20 protein-coding genes are annotated in these 22,683 nt (G+C 53.9%); 14 read left to right on the top strand and 6 right to left on the bottom strand.

Annotated features, from left to right (window positions below; translation table 11 throughout):
- Positions 1-13: 13 nt before the first annotated feature.
- The 4 genes from H8K20_RS08390 to H8K20_RS08375 all read right to left on the bottom strand — a co-directional run bounded on the left by H8K20_RS08390 (position 14) and on the right by H8K20_RS08375 (position 4,301).
- Complete coding sequence (locus H8K20_RS08390) at positions 14-1,159, bottom strand: glycosyltransferase (protein WP_186488075.1); 1,146 nt, start codon at positions 1,157-1,159, stop codon at positions 14-16.
- A gap of 2 nt (positions 1,160-1,161) precedes the next feature.
- A complete protein-coding gene (locus tag H8K20_RS08385; protein ID WP_207721477.1) occupies positions 1,162-1,875 on the bottom strand; it encodes a glycosyltransferase in 714 nt (237 codons plus the stop codon).
- Positions 1,876-1,886: 11 nt separating this feature from the next.
- The gene (gene wecB / locus H8K20_RS08380; RefSeq protein ID WP_186488074.1) at positions 1,887-3,005 is read right to left on the bottom strand and encodes a non-hydrolyzing UDP-N-acetylglucosamine 2-epimerase; all 1,119 of its coding nucleotides are present in this window, start codon (positions 3,003-3,005) and stop codon (positions 1,887-1,889) included.
- Between the two features lie 225 nt (positions 3,006-3,230).
- On the bottom strand, positions 3,231-4,301 hold the full coding sequence (locus H8K20_RS08375) for a glycosyltransferase family 2 protein (RefSeq protein WP_186488073.1): 1,071 nt from the start codon (positions 4,299-4,301) through the stop codon (positions 3,231-3,233).
- A 245-nt stretch (positions 4,302-4,546) separates the two neighbouring features.
- Here H8K20_RS08375 and H8K20_RS08370 point away from each other — a divergent pair, with 245 nt between their 5' ends.
- Together H8K20_RS08370 and H8K20_RS08365 are read left to right on the top strand one after the other, a co-directional pair.
- Entirely contained in the window at positions 4,547-4,768 is a 222-nt protein-coding gene (locus tag H8K20_RS08370; protein ID WP_186488072.1) for a DUF6870 family protein, read from the top strand.
- 86 nt (positions 4,769-4,854) lie between these two features.
- On the top strand, positions 4,855-6,489 hold the full coding sequence (locus H8K20_RS08365; RefSeq protein ID WP_186488071.1) for a recombinase family protein: 1,635 nt from the start codon (positions 4,855-4,857) through the stop codon (positions 6,487-6,489).
- 700 nt (positions 6,490-7,189) lie between these two features.
- Here H8K20_RS08365 and murC read toward each other — a convergent pair.
- Positions 7,190-8,557: a UDP-N-acetylmuramate--L-alanine ligase gene (murC, locus tag H8K20_RS08360; RefSeq protein ID WP_186488070.1), complete on the bottom strand. Its 1,368-nt coding sequence runs from the start codon at positions 8,555-8,557 to the stop codon at positions 7,190-7,192.
- Positions 8,558-9,049: 492 nt separating this feature from the next.
- Here murC and H8K20_RS08355 point away from each other — a divergent pair, with 492 nt between their 5' ends.
- The 6 genes from H8K20_RS08355 (at position 9,050) to H8K20_RS08330 (ending at position 15,329) form a co-directional block, all read left to right on the top strand.
- A complete protein-coding gene (locus H8K20_RS08355; protein ID WP_105204850.1) occupies positions 9,050-9,937 on the top strand; it encodes a MurR/RpiR family transcriptional regulator in 888 nt (295 codons plus the stop codon).
- The gene (locus H8K20_RS08350; RefSeq protein WP_105204849.1) at positions 9,924-11,189 is read left to right on the top strand and encodes a BaiN/RdsA family NAD(P)/FAD-dependent oxidoreductase; all 1,266 of its coding nucleotides are present in this window, start codon (positions 9,924-9,926) and stop codon (positions 11,187-11,189) included. Before H8K20_RS08355 ends, H8K20_RS08350 begins: the two co-directional genes overlap by 14 nt.
- 34 nt (positions 11,190-11,223) lie before the next feature.
- Positions 11,224-11,889, top strand: a complete 666-nt coding sequence (gene cmk / locus H8K20_RS08345) for a (d)CMP kinase (protein WP_186488069.1) — start codon at positions 11,224-11,226, stop codon at positions 11,887-11,889.
- Positions 11,890-12,005: 116 nt separating this feature from the next.
- Positions 12,006-12,611 carry a lysophospholipid acyltransferase family protein gene (locus tag H8K20_RS08340; protein ID WP_105204847.1) on the top strand — a complete coding sequence of 202 codons (606 nt, stop codon included), beginning with the start codon at positions 12,006-12,008 and terminating at the stop codon, positions 12,609-12,611.
- The gene (locus H8K20_RS08335; RefSeq protein WP_341480833.1) at positions 12,608-14,614 is read left to right on the top strand and encodes a bifunctional 4-hydroxy-3-methylbut-2-enyl diphosphate reductase/30S ribosomal protein S1; all 2,007 of its coding nucleotides are present in this window, start codon (positions 12,608-12,610) and stop codon (positions 14,612-14,614) included. The genes H8K20_RS08340 and H8K20_RS08335 overlap by 4 nt, the downstream gene beginning before the upstream one ends.
- Positions 14,615-14,831: 217 nt before the next feature.
- The gene (locus H8K20_RS08330) at positions 14,832-15,329 is read left to right on the top strand and encodes a GNAT family N-acetyltransferase (RefSeq protein ID WP_186488068.1); all 498 of its coding nucleotides are present in this window, start codon (positions 14,832-14,834) and stop codon (positions 15,327-15,329) included.
- Positions 15,330-15,455: 126 nt separating this feature from the next.
- Here H8K20_RS08330 and H8K20_RS08325 read toward each other — a convergent pair whose 3' ends face one another.
- A complete protein-coding gene (locus tag H8K20_RS08325) occupies positions 15,456-15,863 on the bottom strand; it encodes a hypothetical protein (protein WP_186488067.1) in 408 nt (135 codons plus the stop codon).
- Between the two features lie 1,046 nt (positions 15,864-16,909).
- On the opposite strand from H8K20_RS08325, the gene spoIVB reads away from it, so the two are divergent.
- The 6 genes from spoIVB to H8K20_RS08295 all read left to right on the top strand — a co-directional run bounded on the left by spoIVB (position 16,910) and on the right by H8K20_RS08295 (position 22,683).
- Positions 16,910-18,199, top strand: coding sequence for a SpoIVB peptidase (gene spoIVB / locus H8K20_RS08320; RefSeq protein WP_154867483.1), 1,290 nt, complete (start codon positions 16,910-16,912; stop codon positions 18,197-18,199).
- 520 nt (positions 18,200-18,719) lie between these two features.
- Positions 18,720-19,502: a sporulation transcription factor Spo0A gene (spo0A, locus tag H8K20_RS08315; RefSeq protein ID WP_306418972.1), complete on the top strand. Its 783-nt coding sequence runs from the start codon at positions 18,720-18,722 to the stop codon at positions 19,500-19,502.
- A 480-nt stretch (positions 19,503-19,982) separates the two neighbouring features.
- Positions 19,983-20,651, top strand: a complete 669-nt coding sequence (locus tag H8K20_RS08310; protein WP_105204842.1) for a nucleotide-binding protein — start codon at positions 19,983-19,985, stop codon at positions 20,649-20,651.
- A gap of 2 nt (positions 20,652-20,653) precedes the next feature.
- On the top strand, positions 20,654-20,860 hold the full coding sequence (locus tag H8K20_RS08305) for a 4Fe-4S dicluster domain-containing protein (RefSeq protein ID WP_105204841.1): 207 nt from the start codon (positions 20,654-20,656) through the stop codon (positions 20,858-20,860).
- A 12-nt stretch (positions 20,861-20,872) separates the two neighbouring features.
- Positions 20,873-21,934, top strand: a complete 1,062-nt coding sequence (locus H8K20_RS08300) for a 3-methyl-2-oxobutanoate dehydrogenase subunit VorB (RefSeq protein ID WP_105204840.1) — start codon at positions 20,873-20,875, stop codon at positions 21,932-21,934.
- Positions 21,934-22,683, top strand: a complete 750-nt coding sequence (locus tag H8K20_RS08295; RefSeq protein WP_105204839.1) for a thiamine pyrophosphate-dependent enzyme — start codon at positions 21,934-21,936, stop codon at positions 22,681-22,683. Before H8K20_RS08300 ends, H8K20_RS08295 begins: the two co-directional genes overlap by 1 nt.

Raw genomic sequence — 22,683 nt, 5'->3', positions numbered from 1 at the left:
GCTAAGCGGCCCTCTAAGCATTTGGCAGGATTTTTGCCCATAGGCGCAAAATGCTTTCTGGATAGAATCGCTCTACATTTTGAATTGCAGCTTGCCCAAGAGAGGCACATATTTGTGGATGGTTTAATAGAAAGAGCAACTTTTCTGCAAATAGTTTCTCCTGCTGTGGCGGTATTAAATATCCGTCTACACCATCGGAAATAATAGCGCGCGGTCCTACTCTGACATCGAAAGCTATCGGTGGCGTTCCGCACGACATGGATTCCGCCAATACGAGACCAAAGCTTTCTTGCTTTGAGGTCAGAACATAACAGTAAGATTCGGCCATTCTCTGCATCAACTGGTCATAGGGAAGAGGGCCGGTAAAATCAACACTCTGCGCGATTCCTAGATGTTCGGCCTCATTTTTAAGATCTTGCTCCAGTAGACCTTCCCCGGCGATTACTAGCCGCCATCCGGTACCACCATTAGCATGGATAACCGTTTCCCATATCCTAAGTAAGCAAGAAAAATTTTTATCTGGATGCAATCTTCCCGCTGCGATGACTTGCTTTTTCTTTTGAGCCGGTATCTCGACTTCTGGCGGAAAAATGAAATTTGGAATTGTAACACACTTTGTATGTGTATTATGTTCTTGAAGGATCTGCTGCAACTCTTTGCAAGTTTGCTCTGTTAGCAATACTAGGTAATCGATGGATTTGTATTTTGTTTGGAAGTCTTTCACCAGCTTATTTTGAAAGCCGTGGTCATGATGAAGCTGCGCAATTTTTAAAACACCTCGATTTCCAAATCGAGAAAGAAGAACGGAGTGTTCATGCCGTGTTGAAATAATGGTTCCTTCTGTGATCTTTTTAAAAACCTTAATAAGCGTTCTTCGTTTTTGATAAAGTGTTCGAATCGCATGGATACCTTGTTTAAAGATAGAAAGCACCTTTTTTCTTCGGACTGCTTCCTGAAAAGCCTCTCTGTTTGGAACACAATCTGTCAGATAGACGACCTTAACCGATGAGTCCAGGTTATAGGCCGGCTTCCCCAAACGATACGTACATAGAATGTGAACAGAATATCCAAGATTAGCAAAAGCGTTTGCCAAAGATACAATCATTCTTTCTACACCGCCATAATTCAGGTGCAGACAGGTAATATAAATAGGAGTCAAGCTTAACAACCGCCTTTTTCGAATAGTTTTCGATATCGACCAGCCCTTGCTTTCGTTGTCAACCTTAATTTAATAAATTTTACAATTTTTTGTGTGAGCTCCTTCTTCCCGTCCATCCAGGTACCAGTAAACACGTGGATCGTGGAGGAATTCAAAGAGGGATTGCACAAAACGCTGTCCGGATAAACCGCGATATCTTCGCTCAAAATCTGAAACTGGTTGTTTACCTGGCAACCGTATTTTTCAATCAGCAGATCTGAAACCGAGCGTGTGTTGGTTTGGGACAATTGATCTTGCGTATTGAATACAAAGCTTTTTCCTTCGTAGAAACCCAACATGTCCTTGACAAGAGGGTGCCCTGCTTCCGCTCCAAATGCGGCTGTAAAGGGATAGTGGCTGTTTTCAAATCCCACAAACGCCCGATGCCCCAGGAATTTTGTTAGATCGTCTAACACCAGGACATCTGTGTCAAGATAGATTCCACCGTAGTGGTAAATGGCATAGGCGCGGATATAGTCACTGACATAGGCCCATCTTCTTTGTTCATAGGCCTGCTTGACAAACAAAACGGAATCAATGTTAAAATTCTGTTCGTTCCATTCGATAATTTCATAGTCGCCGAGATGCTTTTTCCAGGTTTTCATGCAAGCTTGAATATCCTTGGACTTCGGCTGCCCACCGACCCAAACATAATGAATTTTTTTCGGAATTGCCACGAAATCACCCTTTATACTTTGTTTTTCTTGCTTTTATACCACTGGAGTAAAGCATCTACGATGCGTTTGCTGGCTAGGCCGTCGCCATAGGGGTTTTTCGCTCGGCTCATCCGGTCATATTCTTCCTGATCGCACAAAAGATCGTCCACAATTTGAAAGATATCCGTTTCTTTTGTGCCAGCAAGCTTCAAAGTGCCTACAGAAACGCCTTCGGGGCGTTCAGTAGTGTCCCGTAGAACAACCACCGGCTTGTGAAGTGAGGGAGCTTCTTCCTGAATTCCACCACTGTCGGTTAGAATGAGGTAAGCACGGCTAAGCAAATTGTGAAAATCCACGACCTCCATGGGAGCCACCAGCTTTACCCGGTCATTGACGCCAAAAACGTCATGGGCTGCTTTTTGTACAATCGGGTTGAGGTGAACCGGGTAAACCATTTTGACATCGTCGTGTTTCTCGATGATCGTCTGAATGGCACGAAACATCTGAAGCATCGGTTCGCCAAGATTTTCCCGTCTATGGGCGGTTAATACAATCAAACGGCTGCCACTCGCCCACTCTAGAATCTCGTTGGTATATTCTTCTTTCACCGTAAGCTTCAGCGCGTCAATCGCAGTATTCCCAGTGACAAAAATGCTCTTTTCCGGTTTGCCTTCCCGCAAAAGATTTTCCTTGCTCTGGACGGTCGGTGCAAAATGAAGATCGGCTAGTACGCCAACCATCTGCCGGTTCATCTCTTCTGGGTAGGGAGAATATTTATTATTGGTGCGAAGGCCTGCTTCTACATGGCCGATTGCCACTTGGCTATAATAGGCGGCAAGCGCGCCGGCAAAGGTAGTCGTAGTATCCCCATGAACCAGAACAATATCCGGTTGCTCTTTTTTCATAACAGCTTGCAGGCCGGTCAAGGCGTGGGAAGTAATATCAGAAAGCGTTTGTCCCTGTTGCATGATATTCAGATCATAATCGGGGACAATTTCAAAGGTTTTCAAAACCTGATCAAGCATCTGCCGGTGCTGGGCGGTGACACAGACAATTGTTTCAATTTCCGTGCATGAAGCGAGCTCTTTCACAACTGGTGCCATTTTGATTGTCTCAGGGCGGGTACCGAAAACAGCCATTACTTTAAACATGTTTTTTCCTCGCTTTTTATTTTTCGTGATTTTATCAGAAACCCAGTTACTTTGGTAAAATTGTTTTAGCCTAGAGGGCTCTTTAACAATTCGGTAAAGCCACTTTAAATACGGCCCAATCAACAACTTTGGGTTCCCTTTGTGTCCCACCCTATTATACCTGAGTTATATTCTGATCGACTTTACTACTGCAAGTCGGCCTAAATCGCTGTTTTTCTACTTGGCTTATGCTACTTGTATATTTTTAGCACCGGGATGTTTGGACTTGATAAAAACAGAAGGATGCCGGCGACTCATATATAATATAAATTTTGCCATCCATCTATTTAGCCATACCCAGCGTGTTTTCATAACAAACGCTGTGATGTCGGTTATGAAATGACAGCGCTGGTATTTTGTCAGTTCTTCTTGAAGGTATGAAGACGACAACAATTCTCGCAACGCTTCATTCTTTTCTTTTTTAGTATAAGGGCAGGATGGTGAAAACAAGTTCGTAATACAAGATAACATGCTTTTTACATACATATAACGAATCTGCTTTAAATCCTCTGGTTTTATAATTTCGAATGGGGTAATCAGCTGTTTTACCTTGCGATCAATTAAATTACAAACTAAAGCTTTTTTATCGTAAAATGCAGTAACTAGGCTCTGTTTGGCACGCATAAAATAATTGTAATAACATTTTTCTAGAACTTGAACTTTACGGCATTGCCGCAAAACGTCCAATACAAAGAGCCGATCTTCGCCATAGCGGTAATCTAGGAAAACAATATTTTTAGAACGTATTAAATCGGCACGATAAACTTTATTCCAAATTTGGTTCAACAAATTGTCAAAATAAAGGGTTGGAAAAGCGGCAATGATTGCTTGCTCATCAGATAGGAAACACTCGGGAGCGCTATATTTAAACACCTGATTTTCTATTGTATTCCTTATATAAAATCCGAAAATGATTAAGTCCAATGATTGCTCACATAAAATCTTTTCTATGACGTCCAGTGTATTAGGTTGCAGGGTATCATCACTGTCAACAAACATGATATAATCGCCCTGCGCTAAACTAATTCCGACATTTCTGGCGTTTGCCGGGCCTACATTTTCAATTGTTTTGACACGAATACGATGATCTTCCGCCTCATATTCAGATAAGATCTCTTCTGTATTGTCCGTGGAACCATCATTGATAATCAACAACTCATAATTTTTCATTTGTTGCGATAAGATACTTTCTAATGTCTCTCGGATGGACGTTCCACAATTGTAAGCAGGAATAATTATACTGATCAATGGACTCATAAAATGCACCTCTGTCGTTTCAAACAAACTGGACAAAATTTAAATTATTATATCATTTTTGCTAGAAATGGTCAAGATTCAGCCTTTTTCCGCTTTTTATAAGTATCTGTGCAAAGAGACGGATTTTCCTGATTCCCTTACTGACAGAAATAGGACATCCTTTAGTTCGCATATATTTGGAATATCTGCGGAAAAAAGGGGGGCTCTGAGTGATTACATGCCAGCAGCTTTTGAGGATGAGTCAAGTGGATGTTGAGAAAATAGACCGAAAGACTCTAATGGAGATGCAGAAAATACAACTAGACGTCAATTTGCCGCGCGAACAGCGGGTGAAACACTTTCTAGAGGAAACATCGAACCCTTATTGCTTTTGCCTGGACGAAATCAAAATTAAACTGGAATTTGCCGATGATTCTTCCTTTTTACAGGAAATGTTTACACAGCTTCTCCTGCGTAAAAGAAACTGATTATATACAGCCATGATTGGGTTTTATTTCAGTTAAAATTTTTTGAAATGAGGATAAAGCGGGATATGACATATAGAGTACAAAATTTGCAGAAACAACAACTGGAAAAGACGCCCCAAAAAATATTTTATTGGGCGAAATACCTTCGAAAGTCCACAGACGAAGACAACAGCCGCAGTATTCACAACCAGGAGATGGTACTGGATGGGGCTATGGAGGAAATTGTGCGGTGGGATACGGAGAACGAATATATTTTTTCTGGCACTTTCTGGGATGAAGATTATACCGGTACGGATTCTGAACGGCCGCAGTTTAAAAGTCTACTTCGCAGTTTAAGCAATCGGCAAATCAATATGCTCTTGGTAACAGACCTTTCACGACTTTCCCGTAATATAGCAGAATCCATCCAGTATGTCCAAGAGCTGTTTGTGGCGCTTGACATCCGTTTCGTCTCGGTTCAGCTCCCGGCATTAGACAGTTTTTTGGAACCTGATAAGGTCTATAGCCTAGAAGTTCCGATGCAGAGCATGATGAATGAGAATCATTGTGCCGAGACCTCCTTCAAGGTGCGCCGAACCTTTAACCGCCTGCGGGAGCAAGGACAATTTATCGGCGCCTTTGCCGCTTATGGATGGCGTAAAGATCCCGAAGACCACCATAAACTGTTGCTGGATAAGGAGCCGGCACAAATTTTGCAGCTGATGAGAGATTGGGTTCTGGAAGGTAGCAGCGCCTCAGCTGTTGCCAAAATGCTAAATGAACGGGGCATTCCCAACCCTAGCGGCTATAAGGCCATAAAAGGGTTGAAATTTTATCCGGGATGTAAAAATTCGACCAATTTATGGTCGGCTCGAACGGTACACTACCTACTCACCCGACCGGAAAATATAGGAACCTTGATTCAGGGACGATATCGGGTTAAAAGTTATAAGATCCACCAGCAGGTGAAAACACCGCAGGAAGAATGGTTTGTGAAAGAGCATGCCATCCCGGCAATTTTTACTTCAGAAGAGCAGGCCGCTATTGCTGAATGTTTGAAGCGGGGAACCCGTATTTCGCCGGGGAACCCGGAGAAAAAAGTCTATCTTTTTTCGGGCTTTTTGACCTGCCCAGATTGTGGAAAGGCGATAGTTCGTAAGTCTGTTAAGGGATATGTTTATTATATTTGCAACACCTATAAAAACTATGGGGTATTGGGCTGCATAAAGCATAGAATTCGGCACGAAACACTAGAAAAGGCGGTGCTTGTCGCGCTCCAGCAGCAGATCGCTTTGGCTGTAAACAAGCAAGAAGTGATCCGCAGGCTAGATCAAGCGCCGCCTACACACAGACAAGGTGAATGCTATGATACTATGATAAAAGCCCGGAACAGGGATTGGGAGAAAATAGTGCGCTTTAAGCAAGGCCTTTATGAGGATTGGAAAAACGGAGATTTGACCAAAGAAGAATACCACGCGTTGAAAGCCAAGTATACCGAGCGGGAAGAAAAGCTTCAGAATACGCTTCGGTTACTTCAAGAAGAAAAAGAGCAGGTGGGCTGCACGGCAAAAAAAGGAGATTCGCTTATCAGCGATTATCTGAAAACCGGAACTGTCAATATTTTGACCCGTGAAATCTTGGTCGCGTTGGTAGAACGGATTTTTGTTCACGAAAAAGGTGAGATTACTATCCGGTTCAGATTTGCGGATGAGTGTCAGAGAGTAGCGGCGGTCAGGGCGTAGGAAAGCGGGTAACCCGTCGGTCCATTCTTTTGGCATTTGCCCTTTGGTATACGGTGCGACCGGGCCAGTAGGGCCAACAGGAGCGACTAGCCCCACTGGCGCGCTCCCGGTATAGGAATACAGTCTTTTCTATCAGAATGGAACGATCCGGGTAAGCGGCCTGTACGGCGGTCTGCCCATCGAGGGGGAAGGACCCCAATCGGCGGGTATCCTGAGTGATTACGGCATTTTTCACCTGTTGCGGTCGGGGCTGTACCTGCTGGCCTTTCAGCTCAACTTGCCCTGCCGCTCTGTGCTCACCACTCAGTTTACGCTGCAGCTAAACGGCGCCAACGAGCCGGCACGTTTCTGGCTATTGAAAAGAGTGCCGGCGAGCCGGGCTTTTATGCCGCACAGGCCCTTTTTCGCATAGACGCGCTCACCTCGTTCAGGCTGTCTTCATCGTCGGCTTTTTCTATCAGCTCTGCCGACCCTGACGATACGCTGGCCACACTCATCATTCGCCAGTTGGAATAACAGCTGCGGCGCTGTTTAAAAGAGCACTGCCCGGTGCAGGAGCAGTGCTCTTTTGTTATCCCAGAACCGGTCATTGTCCCCGCTGTCCGGACAGATAGGGTAGAGGTATATAGAGCGAGAGCGGCACCTTTCTGGGTGCCGCTCTCACCGTGATGATCGCAATTTTTCTTAACTGTATCGCCCGCTACTTTTTCAGCAGCAGTTTGGCGATCTTATACACGTCGCCGCAGCCGAGGGTCAGTACCAAGTCTCCGGGCTGGGCATTTTTGAGCACGTAGTCGGCCACCTGTTCAAAGGTGTCGAGCTGCACGCTGCCGGGGATCTTGCTGGAGAGATCGGTGGCTTTGATGCCGTAGGTGTTTATCTCGCGGGCTCCCATGATCTCGGTGATGACGGCCCGATCGGGCATCGAGAGCACCCGCGCAAAGTCGTCGAGCAAAATGCTGGTGCGGGAATAGGTGAAGGGCTGAAACACCGCCCATACCTGACGATAGCCCATCTGCATGGCGGTGGAGAGCGTGGCCTCCAGCTCGGCCGGGTGGTGAGCGTAGTCGTCGGCTACGGTGAAACCGTTTACCTCGCCCAAAAATTCAAACCGGCGGCCGGCCCCGCGGAAGTTTCCGATGTGCTCTTCCAGCTGCGACGGCGTTACCCCGCACTGCAGGGCGGCGGCACACACCAGCAGCGAGTTGTGCACGTTGTGCCGTCCCGGTACCCCCAGCGATATGTGGCACAGCCGCGCCTGGCGGTGGTACAGGTCGTATTCAAAAAACACGTTGTTTTTGCAGGTGACATCCACTGCCCGGTACTCGCAGTCCTCACCTTCGCCACAGGTGACGATGGGCTTTTCCACCCCGTCCAGCGAGCGCATGGCATTTTGGTCGTCGCCGTTGACAATGACCATTTTGCTGGCCATCTTGTTAAAGGTGTTAAACGAGCGGATGATGTTATCGAGGTTTTTAAAGTACTCCAAATGGTCCTCGTCGATGTTGAGCACCACCGAAATGTCGGGGCTCAGCTTCAAAAAGGTGTCGACATACTCGCAGCTCTCGACCACCAGCGTGTCGCTGGCGCCGACCCGGCCGTTGGAGTCGATACTGGGCAGCCGGCCGCCGATGATGGCGGTGGGGTCGGCGCCGCAGTCCATCAGCAGCTGGGTGAGCATGGCGGTGGAGGTGGTCTTGCCGTGGGTACCGCACACGCACACGGCATTACTGTATTTGCGCGAGATGCTGCCCAGCAGCACCGAGCGCTCCACCACTCGCGCGCTGGAGGCCTTGGCGGCCACCAGCTCCACGTTGTCTTTCATAATGGCGGCGGTGTGTACGATCAGGTCCGCCCCCTTGATATTTTTGGGGTCGTGGCCAAAAAACACCGGGATGCCCAGCGAACGCACCAGCTTTAGCGTATCGGTCTCGTTGTTGTCTGAGCCGGTGATATAGTAGCCCTTATCGTGCAGGATCTGGGCCAGCGGAAACATGCCGCTGCCGCCGATGCCGATAAAGTGGATGTGTCTTTTGTCCTTGAGCAGATCCTCATAAATAACACTCATCGATGTAAACACCTCTAAAATCGCTTATGTGCCGCCTGCCGGCCTGTGGCCGGGCCGCCGTGTCGGGGCGGGCAGCTCTTTACCTGGCGCGCCTGCTCCGGCACGGCCCCACTACTATAGTATGGGCCGCCGGGTGCGGTTATAACAGGGCCGCCGCGTGTGGGGCAGATAGACCGCTGCCCCACTTTTGCAGCTATTATAGCACAATTTGAGCGGTCAAAACAGCTTTTGGCAAAAAAGTGATACCACAGTCACCGGCGCGCGGTGGGCAGCGGCTACTTTTTTTGCATTCGAGGGCAAAATCTCTTGCAATTTTTAGCGCCAATCTATAAACTAAAAACTGCATACTGTATCCGTGCGCCCAGGCGCGCGCAGGTGCCCCAAAAACGCGGTGGGGCGGGCTTTGGCGGCCCGTCTCGGTGCGCGGAAAACGAGATCGGGGACCGGCGGCCGGCGGCGCGGCGGCAAATTTTGCTAAGTGGGGCGAGAGATATGGCACACCCGGTCAACGGACTGCTGCGCAGCATCGAGGAGAAGATGGGCGTCTTTTCCAAGGGGCAAAAAAAGATTGCCGCCTATATTTTTGAAAATTACGACAAGGCGGCTTTCATGACCGCCTCGAAACTGGGCCGCGAGGTGGGCGTGTCCGAGTCCACGGTGGTCCGCTTTGCCATGGAGGTGGGCTTTGAGGGCTATCCCCAATTTCAGCGCTCGCTCAAAGAGCTCATCAAGCGCAACCTCAACGCGGTGCAGCGCATGCGGGTCACCACCGAGCAGATCGGCGACCACGACGTGCTCTCGCGGGTGCTGGAGATGGATATCGCCACCGTGCGCAAGACCGACCAGGCCATTGAAAAAGAGGACTTCGCCCGGGCGGTGGAGACGCTGCTGGCAGCCAAAAAGATCTACATCATCGGCATGCGCGGCGCCTCTAGCCTGTCAGCGTTTATGAGCTACTACTTCAACATGATCTTTGAAAACGTGCAGCTGGTGTCGGGCGACAACGGCTCGGATGTGTTTGAGCAGATCATCCGCATCGCCGAGGGGGACGTCATCGTGGGCATCAGCTTCCCCCGCTACTCCAAAAAAACGGTGCGCGCTCTGACCTACGCACAGAAGTGCGGGGCCAAGGTGATATCGATCACCGACAGCGAAAAGTCGCCCATCGCCACGCTGGCCGATACCGTACTGTACGCCAAGAGCGAGATGATCTCGTTCGTCGACTCACTGGTGGCCCCCATGAGCCTGATCAACGCCCTGATCGTGGCGCTGGGGCAGCGCAAGCAGGCCGAGCTGTACCAGACGTTGGGCCGGCTGGAGACCATTTGGGACGAGTACCAGATCTACGAGAATATAGGGGAAGTTTATGAAAAAAAATAGTGCGCCACCCACCGTGGTGGTGGGCGGCGGCGCGGCTGGCCTGTTTTGTGCCTGCCAGCTGTCGGCCGGCGGTGTACCGGTGCTGCTGATCGAGAAAAACGCCCAACTTGGGCGCAAGCTGCGCATCACCGGTAAGGGCCGCTGCAACCTGACAAACGACTGCGACAGCGAGACGTTTTTAAAAAATGTCCCCCGCAACTGGCGCTTTCTCTACAGCGCCATAAATGCCTTTTCTACCCAGGATACCAAAGACTACTTTACGGCTCTGGGCGTGCCGCTGAAGACCGAGCGGGGAGCGCGGGTATTCCCGGTATCCGACTCGGCGCACCAGGTGGCCGACGCGCTGGTGCAGACCGCCCGCGCGCAGGGGGTGACCATTTTGCAGGACCGGGTGACGGCCATCGCCCCCGCTGACGGCGGCTACCGGGTAGAGACTGCCGCCAGCGGCGACTTTTTTGCGCCCCAGGTGGTAGTGGCCACCGGCGGGCTGTCTTACCCGCAGACCGGCAGCGACGGCGACGGCCACCGCTTTGCCGCCGCACTGGACCTGCCGGTGACCGCCTGCAGCCCATCCCTGATCCCCATGGTGGTAAAAGAGCCTTGGTGCAAAAACCTGATGGGGCTGTCGCTGCGAAATGCCACCCTGACGGTGCGCGACACGCAGAAGAAAGACCGGCCGGTGTTCAGCCAACTGGGCGAGCTGCTGTTTACTCATTTTGGCGTTTCCGGGCCGCTGGTGCTGTCGGCCAGCGGTCACATGGAGGATGTCCCCGGCCGCTACCGGCTTCAGATCGATCTAAAGCCGGGACTCACCGCCCAGCAGCTGGACCGCCGCATCTTGCGGGATGTGGAGGAAAACCCCAACAAGAATTTTTCGAACCTGCTGGCGGGCCTTTTGCCGCAAAAGCTCATCGGTACCGTGTGCGCCCTGAGCGGGGTGCCGGCCACCGAAAAGGCCAATCAGCTGACCAGAGCCCAGCGGGCTGCACTGCGGGACCTGCTCAAGTGCCTGCCGCTGACCTTTGCCGGCTTTCGGCCCATTGCCGAGGCCATCATCACCCGCGGCGGGGTGGATGTGCGGCAGGTGCAGCCGGGCAGCATGCAGATAAAAGAGCGGCCCGGCCTCTACTTTGTGGGCGAGGTGCTGGATGTGGACGGCTACACCGGCGGCTTTAACCTGCAGATCGCCTTTTCTACCGCGTATTTGGCCGCCAGAGATATTTTGGCCAAACGAGGGGCCGGAGGGCTGTAAGATCACGACACACGAGCAAGGAGAATGGATTTCTATGCATATCGCAGTAGCAATAGACGGCCCCGCCGGGGCCGGTAAGAGCACCATCGCCCGGGCGGCAGCCGCCAAGCTGGGCTATATCTACGTGGACACCGGCGCGCTGTACCGGGCTGTGGCCTGGTATGTCGTAGATCGCGGCATCGACCCGCAAGACAGCCCGGCGGTCATCGCCGCGCTGCCCGGCCTGCAGCTGGACCTGCGCTATATAGACGGCGTACAGCGGGTATTTGTGGGCGAGCGCGACGTGAGCGACTTCATCCGCACCCCCGAGATGAGCATGGGGTCATCGGCGGTGTCGGCGCTGCCCGAGGTGCGCGATTTTTTGATGGAGACCCAGCGCTCGCTGGCCCGGCGAAACGACGTAATCATGGACGGCCGCGATATCGGCACCGTGGTGCTGCCAGACGCCCAGGTAAAGGTCTACCTGACAGCGTCGGCCCAGGTGCGAGCCCGCCGCCGCCACACCGAATTGGCTCAAAAAGGCGAGCAGATGACCTATGAGCAGATACTCGCGGACATCGAGCAGCGCGACTACAACGACTCGCACCGCGCGGTAGCCCCGCTCAAGAGGGCCGACGACGCCCATCTGCTCGACACCGGCGAGATGGATATCCAGCAGAGCGTAGCTGCGCTGGTGGCGCTGATCAAAAACAGCTTGTGAGTGCCGGTAGCCGGCGGCCCGATGGGCGAGTGCCGACTGCCGAATACCACCGAATACGTTTGAACAGATGCGCCGCCGGGGCGCAAAAATACCGGCGGCGGGGGAGAGATCGACAGATGATAGACGGTTTTTACAGATTTGCCCGCGGGCTGGTACACGGCATCTTTGGCGCGCTGTACCGCGTCCGCTACCACGGGCTGGAAAATATTCCGCAGGGGGGCGGCTATGTGCTGTGCTCCAACCACATCTCACAAAAAGACCCTATTTTTATTGCCCTGAAGGTGCCGGGCCAGATCTGTTATATGGCCAAGGCCGAGCTCTTCAAATTTAAGCCGCTGGGCTTTATCATCTCGCACCTGGGAACCTTTCCGGTAGAGCGGGGAAAAGGAGATACCGGCGCCATCGACGCCGCCGGCGAGAGGATCCGTCAGGGAAAGATACTGGGCATCTTCCCCGAGGGGACCCGCTCGAAAGACGGCAAGCTGCAGCGCCTCAAGTCGGGCGCGATCGTGGTGGCCGCCCAGACCGGGGCCGATATCCTGCCGGTCATCGTCAGCGGCCCTAAAAAGCTGAAGATCTTTACCCGGGTGGACGTCACCTACGGCAAGATGATCAAAAACAGCGATCTGGGCCTTACCGATATCCACGCCCCCAGCCAGCTGCGTGCGGCCAAAAAGGTGCTCACCGAGCAGATGCAGGCACTGTGGGAGAGTGCCCAGTGAGCGCGCAGATCATTTTGGCGAAGACCGCCGGTTTTTGCTTTGGGGTAGACCGGGCGGTGGGCAAGGTGTATGAGCTGGCCGAGAGCGGCGTCAAGGTCTGCACGCTGGGCCCCATCATCCACAACGCCAACGTGGTGGCCGACCTGGAGAAAAAAGGTGTGTTTATCTGCTGCAGCCCCGACCAGGCGCCCACAGACGGGGTGCTCATCATTCGCTCCCACGGGGTGCCGCAGTCGGTGTACGACGAGATCGAGCGGCTGGGCCTTCGCTGCGAGGACTGCACCTGCCCCTTTGTGGCCAAGATACACCAGATCGCGGCCGAGCGTTCGCGGCGGGGGGACGTGCTGCTCATCGCCGGCGACCCCGAGCACCCGGAGGTGGTGGGCATCACCGGCTTTTGTACCGGCGAGCACTACGTGTTTTCGACCCCTGCCCAACTCGAGGCGCTCATCACCGCGCACCAGCTGGAGCAGCGCCCGGTATCTATGTGCAGCCAGACCACCTACCATGTGGGCAACTGGCAGCAGGCCAAAGAGATCGCCGCCCGCAGGTGCCAAAAGCTCGAGATATTCGACACTGTGTGCGGCGCCACCGCCAGCCGCCAGCAGGAGGCCGAAGAGCTCTCGCGGCACTGTGACCTGATGGTGGTGGTGGGAGACCGGCACAGCTCCAACACCGCGAAACTGCGGGAAGTATGCGAAAAAAATTGTCGCACCATCCTGCTAGAAACCGCGCAAGAAATGTTGCAACAGGACATTTTATGTGCTAAAATAATAGGAGTTACAGCCGGAGCGTCGACTCCTGCTCGTATAATCAAGGAGGTACTACATACAATGAGTGAACTGCTAAACGATGTGCAAGGCGAAGAATTCAGCTTCGAGAAAGCTTTGGAGGAGAGCCTTAAGCCGGTATATATCGGGCAGCGCGTCAAGGGCGTCATCACCAGTGTCGCCCCCAACGAGGTCACGGTAGACATCGGCACCAAACACACCGGTTTCATTCCCCTCAGTGAGCTCACCAGCGACTCCACCGTTTCTTCCTGCGATCAGCTGGTCGCAAAGGACGAGGAGATCAACGTGATCGTCATGCGGGTGAATGACCAGGAAGGAACAGCTCTGCTTTCTAAAAAGCGCTACGATGCGATCGAAGGCTTCGACAAGATCATGAAGGCAGAAGAAGAGGGTACCGTCCTTGAGGGTGTCGTGACCGACGTGATCAAAGGCGGTGTGCTGGTCACCGTACACGGCGTAAAAGTGTTCGTGCCCGCCTCGCTGGCTACCCTGCGCCGGGGCGAAGATCTGCAGGCCCTGAAAGGCCAGCAGGTCGAGTTTAAGATCATCGAGACCAACGAGCGCCGCGCCCGCGCTATCGGCTCTATCAAAGCTGTTCTGGTCGAGAAGAACAAAGCCATCGCCGAGGCCTTCTGGAACTCGGTGGAGATCGGCAAAGTGTACTCCGGCGTGGTTAAATCGCTGACCTCTTACGGTGCCTTTATCGATCTGGGCGGCGTAGACGGCATGGCTCACATCAGCGAGCTGAGCTGGAAGCGCATCAAACATCCCAGCGAAGTCGTCAAAGTGGGCGACACCGTCGAAGTGTATATCAAAGATATCGACTTCGAGAACAAGAAGATCTCTCTGGGCTACAAAAAAGAGGCGGACAACCCCTGGAACATCTTCCAGGCCAACTACCATGTGGGCGACGAAGTCAAGGCGACCATCGTCTCCATCACCTCTTTTGGCGCCTTTGCCCGCATCATCGACGGTGTGGACGGCCTGATCCATATCTCGCAGATCTCTAACGAGAGAGTTGAGAAAGTGGCCGATGTGCTGAAAGTTGGCGACGTGGTCGACTGCAAGATCACCGAGGCCGACATCGACAGAAAGCGCGTGAGTCTGTCGATGCGCGCTCTGCTGGAGAACCAGCCCAGAGCCGAGCACAGCAGCAGAAGCATGGAAGACGCCGTGGTCTACTCCACCGAGGATTCCGATTTCGAGGGTTAATCCGAGATTTTTGTGTACTGGACACAGAGTGACAGAGCACGTTTAGACGGAGCGCAGCATTTGCTGTGCTCCGTTTTTTGCCTTGAGGTGGTAGCGTAAAGTGCTGCCGCCGAAAAAGGTGGACCAGCGGGTACCAGTCTGGCCCGCCGTGGCTGTACACCTACCGCCGACCTCAGCGGTGGGTGTACGGTGCTCACGTAAATAGGGGGGAAGACAGATGCAGATCATTGAACCGGCAGTGCGCGGCTCGCAGCAGATACAGGTGCTGACAGCTCTGTGGGAGCGGTCGGTGCGGGCGACCCATACATTTTTGAGCGATACAGATAGAGCAGCCATCGCCCTGGAGATACCTGGGGCATTGGCCGCCGTGCCACAGCTGGCAGTGGCGGTCGCCGCGGACGGGGCGTTATTGGGTTTTATGGGAGCAAACGATCGCCACCTGGAGATGCTGTTTTTAGACCCGGCTGCCCGCGGGCAGGGGGTCGGCGGCACGCTGCTCCGTTACGGTGTTCGGTGCTGGCAGCTAGAGACGCTCACCGTCAATGAGCAAAACCATGAGGCAGTGGGGTTTTACCGGCACATGGGGTTTGTTGCAGAGCGCCGCAGCGACACCGATCAGCAGGGGCGCCCCTTTGCTCTGCTGTATATGCGCCGGGCTGATGAGAGCACGGCACAGCTGCCAGCCGCAACCGGCAGTGACTGTTGCGGTGACTGATGCCGGGCAGGATAGTCTAGAGGGCAAAAAGGGGTACAGTACTGCTGATTAAGAGCAGCAACGATAAAGAAGAGGGCCGATACCTGTTGGAGGTATCGGCCCTCTTCGTCATAGCTGTTTGGGTGGTCAGCATGGCCCGCGGTGCGCTGCTGATCGGGGGCCCAAGATGCCGTAGGCGATGAGGGTAGCTGCCGCCAGCCCCAGACCCACATAAAATTCTGGATAAGCCAGATGAAAGCTCTGAGACAGCGAAGATGCCCCGCTGACCGTCTCGATGTGCCAGGTGAGGAAATAGGCTACTTCCAGTGTGGTGATACCGCCCATACCCAGCCAGAATAGCGGCACCCGGTATTTACCGGCGGTACATAGCCCCAACACCGCTATCGCCAGGCAGAGCAGTGTGCGTGGATCTTGCAGTACCAATGTGCCCGATATCTCCTGCACGCCGCGGGCACCGCCAAACCAGGGCAGAAACATTGCCGCAATGCTGGCCGTGAGCAACAGACCCACCGCGCATTTTCTAACTGGTGACATCTTGTACCCCTCCTTTGATTTAGGTGTGTGCTGTTGTATGGCTTGGTGAAAAGCGCGAAAAACTCGTGCGGCAGCTCTGCAAGCCCGGCCTGTGCATTAGCTGGCCCTGATTTTAGAGATGTGTGGCGGCCATAGATAGCGCTGGCAGGCGCGATGCCACAGGCCGACATTTGATTTTAGGACGATCTCGTAAAAGATGTTTGCCGCTGCTCTTCCTGCGCGTGGAGCAGGAGACTATCTAAATATGAATATATTTTTTAATTGGATGACCCCGGAAAACGGCAGGGACATTTCAAAAGCGCACGATCAAATTTTACATAAAAAACAGATCAAAAACTGGCGTGTGCATAGATCTGTATACTTTTTATTCCCTTTATTTTTTACCGTACAGTATTTTTGGCGACCATAAAATAGAGAATATGAAATGCAGATCTTTTTATCAGTATAGCAGCTGATCAGCGGTGATACAACGGCAGCGGTGGGCAAACTATCGATAGGGATGTTGTTGTATCGGCAGTATTTTTGCGTAGCGACAGGTAGCCTAGTTGCTGGCGGCCGGGCCGTACTTTGCGAAAACAGGTAAGATCTGTGGGCCGGTCTACCCACAGTTGCAGTGCTGTATATGCTGCAGGCCGAACGTCTGCAGGGAAAAGAAACAGTACCTTGCCCACGGTATAAAAACGCGGTATGTAAATTTTATAAAGATGGAATACGGCGCCGTGGACACAGTCTACTGCTTATCTGCCGTACAGCTTGCTGCGGCAAAAAAGCACCGATCAGCGCAGATTGTGCCAAAATTCAACCCCGTCCAAAAGTTACCTTAGAGAGCGTACACCTAACACCTGCCACACATAAAAATTTGCCGGTGAGCGGCTGCGCGTCATGCAAAACTTGCCGCACATATTCGCCGGAGCCAGGCAAACACTGATACTGTCTCACCGCGCAGAAGAAAAGCTTGGCGGCGGGGCCATCAATCGCCGCGCCTGCACGCCGGCAATCAGTTGGGTGCACCGCGCTGGGCTAAACGGTACAGGGGGTCGCTATCTATGCTAAAAAAACACCGCGGGGAACATGAGCCCCGCCGGCCGGTGAAGCTACCGGCCATGTTCCACCGCCGGGCGGGCATCAAGGGCTGGGTGCAGCGGCTGGCTGCCGCTGCTTTGGCGGTTACGATGCCGCTGTTTGGCGCTGTGAGTTACTACCAGAAAACACTGCCCGACAGTTTTTACATGCAGTCGGCAGACTCGGCCTATTTTTCGGGCAACGAGCTGCTGCATTTTTCCAGCGGTACCGGCCAAAAAGCGGCGGAGGCCAGCACCGGCCTCAACCAAAACTTTTTTACAGATGTAAACCTATTTGGAGTCATCCCCATCAAAGACGTCCACGTCTCGGTGGCCGATAAGCCGCAGGTGGTAGTTTCGGGCGAGCCGTTTGGGGTGAAGATGTTCACCGACGGCGTGGTCGTGGTGGGCATCTCACCGGTTCAGACCAAGTCGGGCAGCGAGAACCCCGGCGAGAAGGCGGGGCTGAAAGTGGGGGACGTCATCGTGCAGGTAAACAGCCAGACGGTCAAGTCTAACGACGATCTCATCGCGCTGGCCCGCACCGGAGACAAGCTCAACATCCACTACCGCCGCGACGGATCGGACGGGTATACCAGCATCCAGCCGGTAGAATCTAAAGACGGCGGCTACAAGATCGGTATCTGGGTGCGCGACTCCACCGCCGGCATCGGCACCATGACCTTTATCGACGCCACTCGCGGCGTATTTGCCGGCCTGGGGCACGGCATCAGCGATTCCGACACCCGGGAGATCATGCCGCTGGAAAACGGCGAGATCGTCGATGCGGCGATCAGCGGAGTTAAAAAGGGAAAGGCGGGCACCCCCGGCGAACTGCGCGGCAACTTTTTTAACAGCAGTGTTTTGGGCAGCCTCAAGCAAAACGGCGAGACCGGCGTGTATGGCCAGTACTACCGCCAGGCAGAAGGGGAGACGCTGCCCATCGCCTACAAACAGGAGGTAAAAGCCGGTGCCGCCCAAATCTTGACGACCATCGACGGTGAGACCCCGACCCTATACGACATAGAAATCGAAAAAGTGGGGCTAAACGACCGCGAAAAGACGCGGAACATGGTCATACACATTACAGACGGTATACTTTTGTCGAAAACAGGGGGCATCGTGCAGGGCATGAGCGGCAGTCCCATCCTGCAAAATGGGCAACTTGTCGGGGCAGTCACCCACGTTTTGGTCAATGATCCAACCCGCGGCTACGGCATATTCGCTGAAAACATGTACGATACTGCCCGACAAATTGAGGGGAATGCCCAATAGAAATGTCCCTATTCTACAGTCGGTAAAATATTTTTCCGAAATCCAATATTTTCCAGCTAATTCTATTGACATATTTACAAATAATGGTAAAATACTGGTATAGATTACAGTAGCTACACAAATTCTATCAAACGCACCGCAAACTGCAGGGTCTCTGCTTGTGATATCGCCCGTCTGTGCGCCTTTATGGCAGGCGGCGACATCTATTGCGAAAGACCGGCAGGCCGCCACCTGCATGTCCCGGCGGCACACCTTGACGGGTGTGCCTGCGGTGTGTACAGTTACAAGTAATAGAGGACACCGCGTTTGGCCACGGCAGGGGCACAGGGTCAGTTTTGAGCTCCAAACCAGATGCGCGGCGGCAGCCCCAAAAACAAGGTGGGGGCGCCTCTCTCGCAGCAGTAGTCACTTTTATGTAGCAACTTCCAGATGAAAGGACCCCTCTGCCATCAGGCACCGAGGCCCGTTTTGTCTGGGGAAATACAAAGTGCCGGTTTTAATAGTTTAGGAGGAAGATATTGTGAACAAGGTATCCGTGTTGATCGCAGACGACAGCGCCGAATTTGGCAGGGTTTGTGCAGATGTACTCAAATCTAAGGGGTTTGAGGTCCAGACGACCAAGAAAGACGGCAAACAGGTGCTCGAGCACATTTCGGCCGACCATCCGCAGGTAGTTATCATGGACGCCTTTATGTCCGGCTTAGATGCCATCGCCGTTATGCAGGCGGTAAAGGAGTCGGGCGCCGAGAAGAGACCGGTGTACATCTGTGTATTGAGCTTTAACAATTTTGCCATCGAGAACCAGCTGTTGGCTGCCGGCTGCAACTACTGTGCCATCCAGCCGTTCGATATGGATGTCCTCTCTAAACGCATTGCCAGCCTGTGCGGTATGAGCGAGGCAGGCCCCGCCGGCACCTTGGCTCCCGCTCCGGTCACCGCTACCGACCTGGAGATCTCTATCACCGAGACACTGCACATGATCGGGGTGCCCGCCCATATCAAGGGCTACCACTACATTCGCGACGCCATCCAGCTGTGCATCGAGAACAGTGAGATGCTGGGCTCGGTGACCAAGCTTTTGTACCCCACCGTAGCCAAGATGCATGGTACCTCTGCCTCCCGCGTGGAGCGCGCTATCCGCCACGCGATCGAGGTGGCCTGGGACCGCGGCGATATCGACGTGCTCAATACCTACTTTGGCTATACGGTCAACGCGCTGCGGGGCAAACCCACCAACTCTGAGTTTATCGCCATGATCGCCGACCGCATGAAACTGTCGCTCAAAAAAGGCATGACCGTCTGACCATAAAGACCATAAGACCATGTATACAGTAGCAGCACCCCCATACACACAGACATCTTGCGCTTCATCACGAGAGCGCAAGATATTTTTTTGCCCGTAGCTCCGACACCTCTGTTATCGTGCGGGCCCGCCGCACCGCCAACAGGGGACACGTGGATACGGGGACACGGTGGCAGGCCGAATACGGATCTGGTGCTAAGAGCGGTGAACGCTTTACTGGGTAAAAGTGTGGATTCGTCTGATTTGCCGATTGACCTGCTCTTTGTAGATCTTTCTAAATTTTCCAGCTGGCAGTCTGCTTTTTTCCATGCCTCACCCATCAATCACCATTTGTCCTTTGTCTTATAAGGTGGTATAATAGGAGAAATCCCGAATGTCGGGATTTCTTTTGCCCACTTAAAAGGTTTAAAGCGATAAAGCGACCGGGCTCTGACCCCGCTTTTAGGAGGAATATCTATCGATATCCAGTCTATCCCCCGCATGACGGTCATCACCGGCCACTACGGCAGTGGCAAGACCAATTTTGCTGTCAATATGGCCCTGCAGCTGGCACAGGCCGGCCAGCAGGTAACGGTGGTCGACCTAGACATTGTCAACCCCTATTTCAGGACCAGCGATTTTCGCGATCTGTTTTTTAAAAAGGGGGTCGACATCATCGCCCCTATGTATGCGGGCACCAACTTAGATATCCCCGCCATCACCGCCGAAGTTCAGTCGGTATTTGCCAAAAAAGAGGGCTATACCATCTTTGACGTGGGCGGGGACGATGCCGGTGCCGCTGCTCTGGGCCGCTACCGGCAGGAATTTTTAAACTGCGGCGCCGCCCACTGGTACGTGTGCAACTGCTACCGCTACCTGACCCGCCAGCCCGAAGAGGCGCTGGCGGTGCTGCGGGAGATCGAGGCCACCTCTCGCCTGCCGGCTACCGGCATCATAAATGCCTCGAACCTTTCTTACGACACCACAGCAGAGGACATTTTAAATGCTCAGCCCTTTGCTGAGCAGCTGGCGCAGTTGAGCCAGCTGCCGCTGGTGACCACTTTGGTCGAGCGCGCGCTGTACCCACAACTCAGCGCGCTGATAGAGCGCATCACCCCGGTCGACATTTATGTTGGCCCGGTGTGGCAGCGCCGAGATATGGAGGAATAGAGATGGCGAAAATCACCGTGAACACCGATCTCTGTAAGGGCTGCGGCCTGTGCGTACAGGCCTGCCCCAAGCAGATCATTGCCTTGGCGCAGGAGCTACTCAACGCCAAGGGTTACCACCCGGCCCAGTGCATAGATGAAGGCGCCTGCATCGGCTGCGCCATGTGCGCGACCATGTGCCCCGATGTGGCCATCACTGTAGAAAGGTAAGGTAGGGAGAGTATGACAGACAGAGTTTTAATGAAGGGAAACGAAGCCTTGGCCGAGGCCGCCATCCGCGCCGGCTGCCGCCACTTCTTCGGTTACCCCATCACCCCGCAGACAGAGGTATCGGCCTACATGGCCAAGCGCATGCCCAAGATCGGCGGCACTTTTTTGCAGGCTGAGAGCGAAGTGGCGGCCATCAACATGGTGTTGGGCGCTGCCAGCACCGGCAAGCGGGTCATGACCTCCTCCTCCTCGCCGGGCATCAGCTTAAAGAGCGAAGGGATCTCGTACATAGCCGGCTCTGACCTGCCCTGCCTCATCGTCAACGTGATGCGCGGCGGCCCCGGTCTGGGTGGTATCCAGCCTTCGCAGGCCGACTACTGGCAGGCCACCCACGCCTCTGGTCACGGCGACTTTTTCAACCTGGTATTTGCCCCCAGCACCATTCAGGAGATGGTGAACCTCACCTTTACCGCCTTTGATCTGGCCGACAAGTACCGCATGCCGGCCATGATCCTGGCCGACGGTATGCTGGGCCAGATGATGGAGCCGGTGGAGTTCCCCGAAGTACAGGCCCACCCGATCGAAAAACCCTGGGCCACCACCGGCCACGGCGGCAAGCGGCCCCACAACATCGTAAACTCGCTGTACCTAAAGCCCGAGGACCTGGAAGACCTGGTGCGGCAGCGTTTTGCCCGCTATGAAGTGGTAAAAGAGAACGAGGTGCTGGTGGAGAGCCAGTACACCGAGGACGCCGATATCGTAGTGGTGGCCTACGGCGCCACTGCCCGCATCGTCAACAGCGCGGTGAAATCGGCCCGCGCCAAAGGACTGAAAGTCGGTGTGATACGGCCCATTACGCTGTGGCCGTTCCCCGAGAAGGTCATCGCCCAGGCGGCAGACAGCTGTAAAGCTATGCTGTGCGTGGAGATGAGCATGGGCCAGATGGTAGACGATGTGCGCCTGGCGGCGAACGGCAAAGTGCCGGTGCACTTTTTCGGCCGCACCGGCGGCGTGATCCCCACTCCGGCCGAGGTGCTGGCCGAGATCGAAAAAATCGCAGGAGGTGTGCAATAATGGCCATCGTATTCCAAAAACCCAAAGCGCTTACCGACGCTGTGTTCCACTACTGCCCCGGCTGTACCCACGGCATCATCCACCGCCTGGTGGCCGAGGTGCTCGACGAGCTTCAGATCGAGGACAAAGCGGTGGGGATCGCCCCGGTGGGCTGCGCCGTTATGGCCTATGACTACTTTACCTGTGACATGATCGAGGCCCCGCACGGCAGAGCGCCGGCAGTGGCCACCGGCGTAAAGCGCGCCCTGCCCGACGGGGTGGTGTTCACCTATCAGGGCGACGGCGACCTGGCCGCCATCGGCACCGCCGAGACGGTCCACGCAGCCACCCGCGGTGAAAACATCACCGTCATTTTTGTCAACAACGCCATCTACGGCATGACCGGCGGCCAAATGGCCCCCACCTCGCTGCCGGGGCAGATCACCCAGACCACCCCTTACGGACGCGACACCTCTACGGCCGGTTACCCGGTGCGGGTTTGCGAGATGCTCTCGACTTTGAGCGGCACCGCGCTGGCACAGCGGGTGGCTGTGGACAGCGTGCCCCACGTGAAAGAGGCCAAAAAGGCCATTAAGAAAGCATTCCAGAACCAGATCGACAAAAAGGGTTTCTCGATCGTCGAGATCCTCTCGAGCTGCCCCACCAACTGGGGCCTGTCGCCGGTAGAGGCACTGGATTGGCTGCGCGAGAACATGCTGCCCTACTACCCGCTGGGCGTTTATAAAGACATTGACGGGGAGGCGAAATAA

The organism is Neobittarella massiliensis (ex Bilen et al. 2018), from assembly GCF_014269355.1.
GTDB classification, from domain to species: domain Bacteria; phylum Bacillota; class Clostridia; order Oscillospirales; family Ruminococcaceae; genus Neobittarella; species Neobittarella massiliensis.
Note: the sequence above shows the minus strand (reverse complement) of the source record. Positions and strands in the feature narration are given on the sequence as shown.

Bases quoted from the DNA above. Each gene is read 5' to 3' on its own strand.
- H8K20_RS08375 (WP_186488073.1), bottom strand. From the start codon at position 4,301: ATGAGTCCATTGATCAGTATAATTATTCCTGCTTACAATTGTGGAACG.
- H8K20_RS08350 (WP_105204849.1), top strand. From the start codon at position 9,924: ATGAAAAAAAATAGTGCGCCACCCACCGTGGTGGTGGGCGGCGGCGCG.
- cmk (WP_186488069.1), top strand. From the start codon at position 11,224: ATGCATATCGCAGTAGCAATAGACGGCCCCGCCGGGGCCGGTAAGAGC.
- H8K20_RS08310 (WP_105204842.1), top strand. From the start codon at position 19,983: ATGACGGTCATCACCGGCCACTACGGCAGTGGCAAGACCAATTTTGCT.
- H8K20_RS08295 (WP_105204839.1), top strand. From the start codon at position 21,934: ATGGCCATCGTATTCCAAAAACCCAAAGCGCTTACCGACGCTGTGTTC.
- H8K20_RS08330 (WP_186488068.1), top strand. From the start codon at position 14,832: ATGCAGATCATTGAACCGGCAGTGCGCGGCTCGCAGCAGATACAGGTG.
- spoIVB (WP_154867483.1), top strand. From the start codon at position 16,910: ATGCTAAAAAAACACCGCGGGGAACATGAGCCCCGCCGGCCGGTGAAG.
- H8K20_RS08300 (WP_105204840.1), top strand. From the start codon at position 20,873: ATGACAGACAGAGTTTTAATGAAGGGAAACGAAGCCTTGGCCGAGGCC.
- H8K20_RS08325 (WP_186488067.1), bottom strand. From the start codon at position 15,863: ATGTCACCAGTTAGAAAATGCGCGGTGGGTCTGTTGCTCACGGCCAGC.
- wecB (WP_186488074.1), bottom strand. From the start codon at position 3,005: ATGTTTAAAGTAATGGCTGTTTTCGGTACCCGCCCTGAGACAATCAAA.
- murC (WP_186488070.1), bottom strand. From the start codon at position 8,557: ATGAGTGTTATTTATGAGGATCTGCTCAAGGACAAAAGACACATCCAC.
- H8K20_RS08340 (WP_105204847.1), top strand. From the start codon at position 12,006: ATGATAGACGGTTTTTACAGATTTGCCCGCGGGCTGGTACACGGCATC.
- H8K20_RS08305 (WP_105204841.1), top strand. From the start codon at position 20,654: ATGGCGAAAATCACCGTGAACACCGATCTCTGTAAGGGCTGCGGCCTG.
- H8K20_RS08355 (WP_105204850.1), top strand. From the start codon at position 9,050: ATGGCACACCCGGTCAACGGACTGCTGCGCAGCATCGAGGAGAAGATG.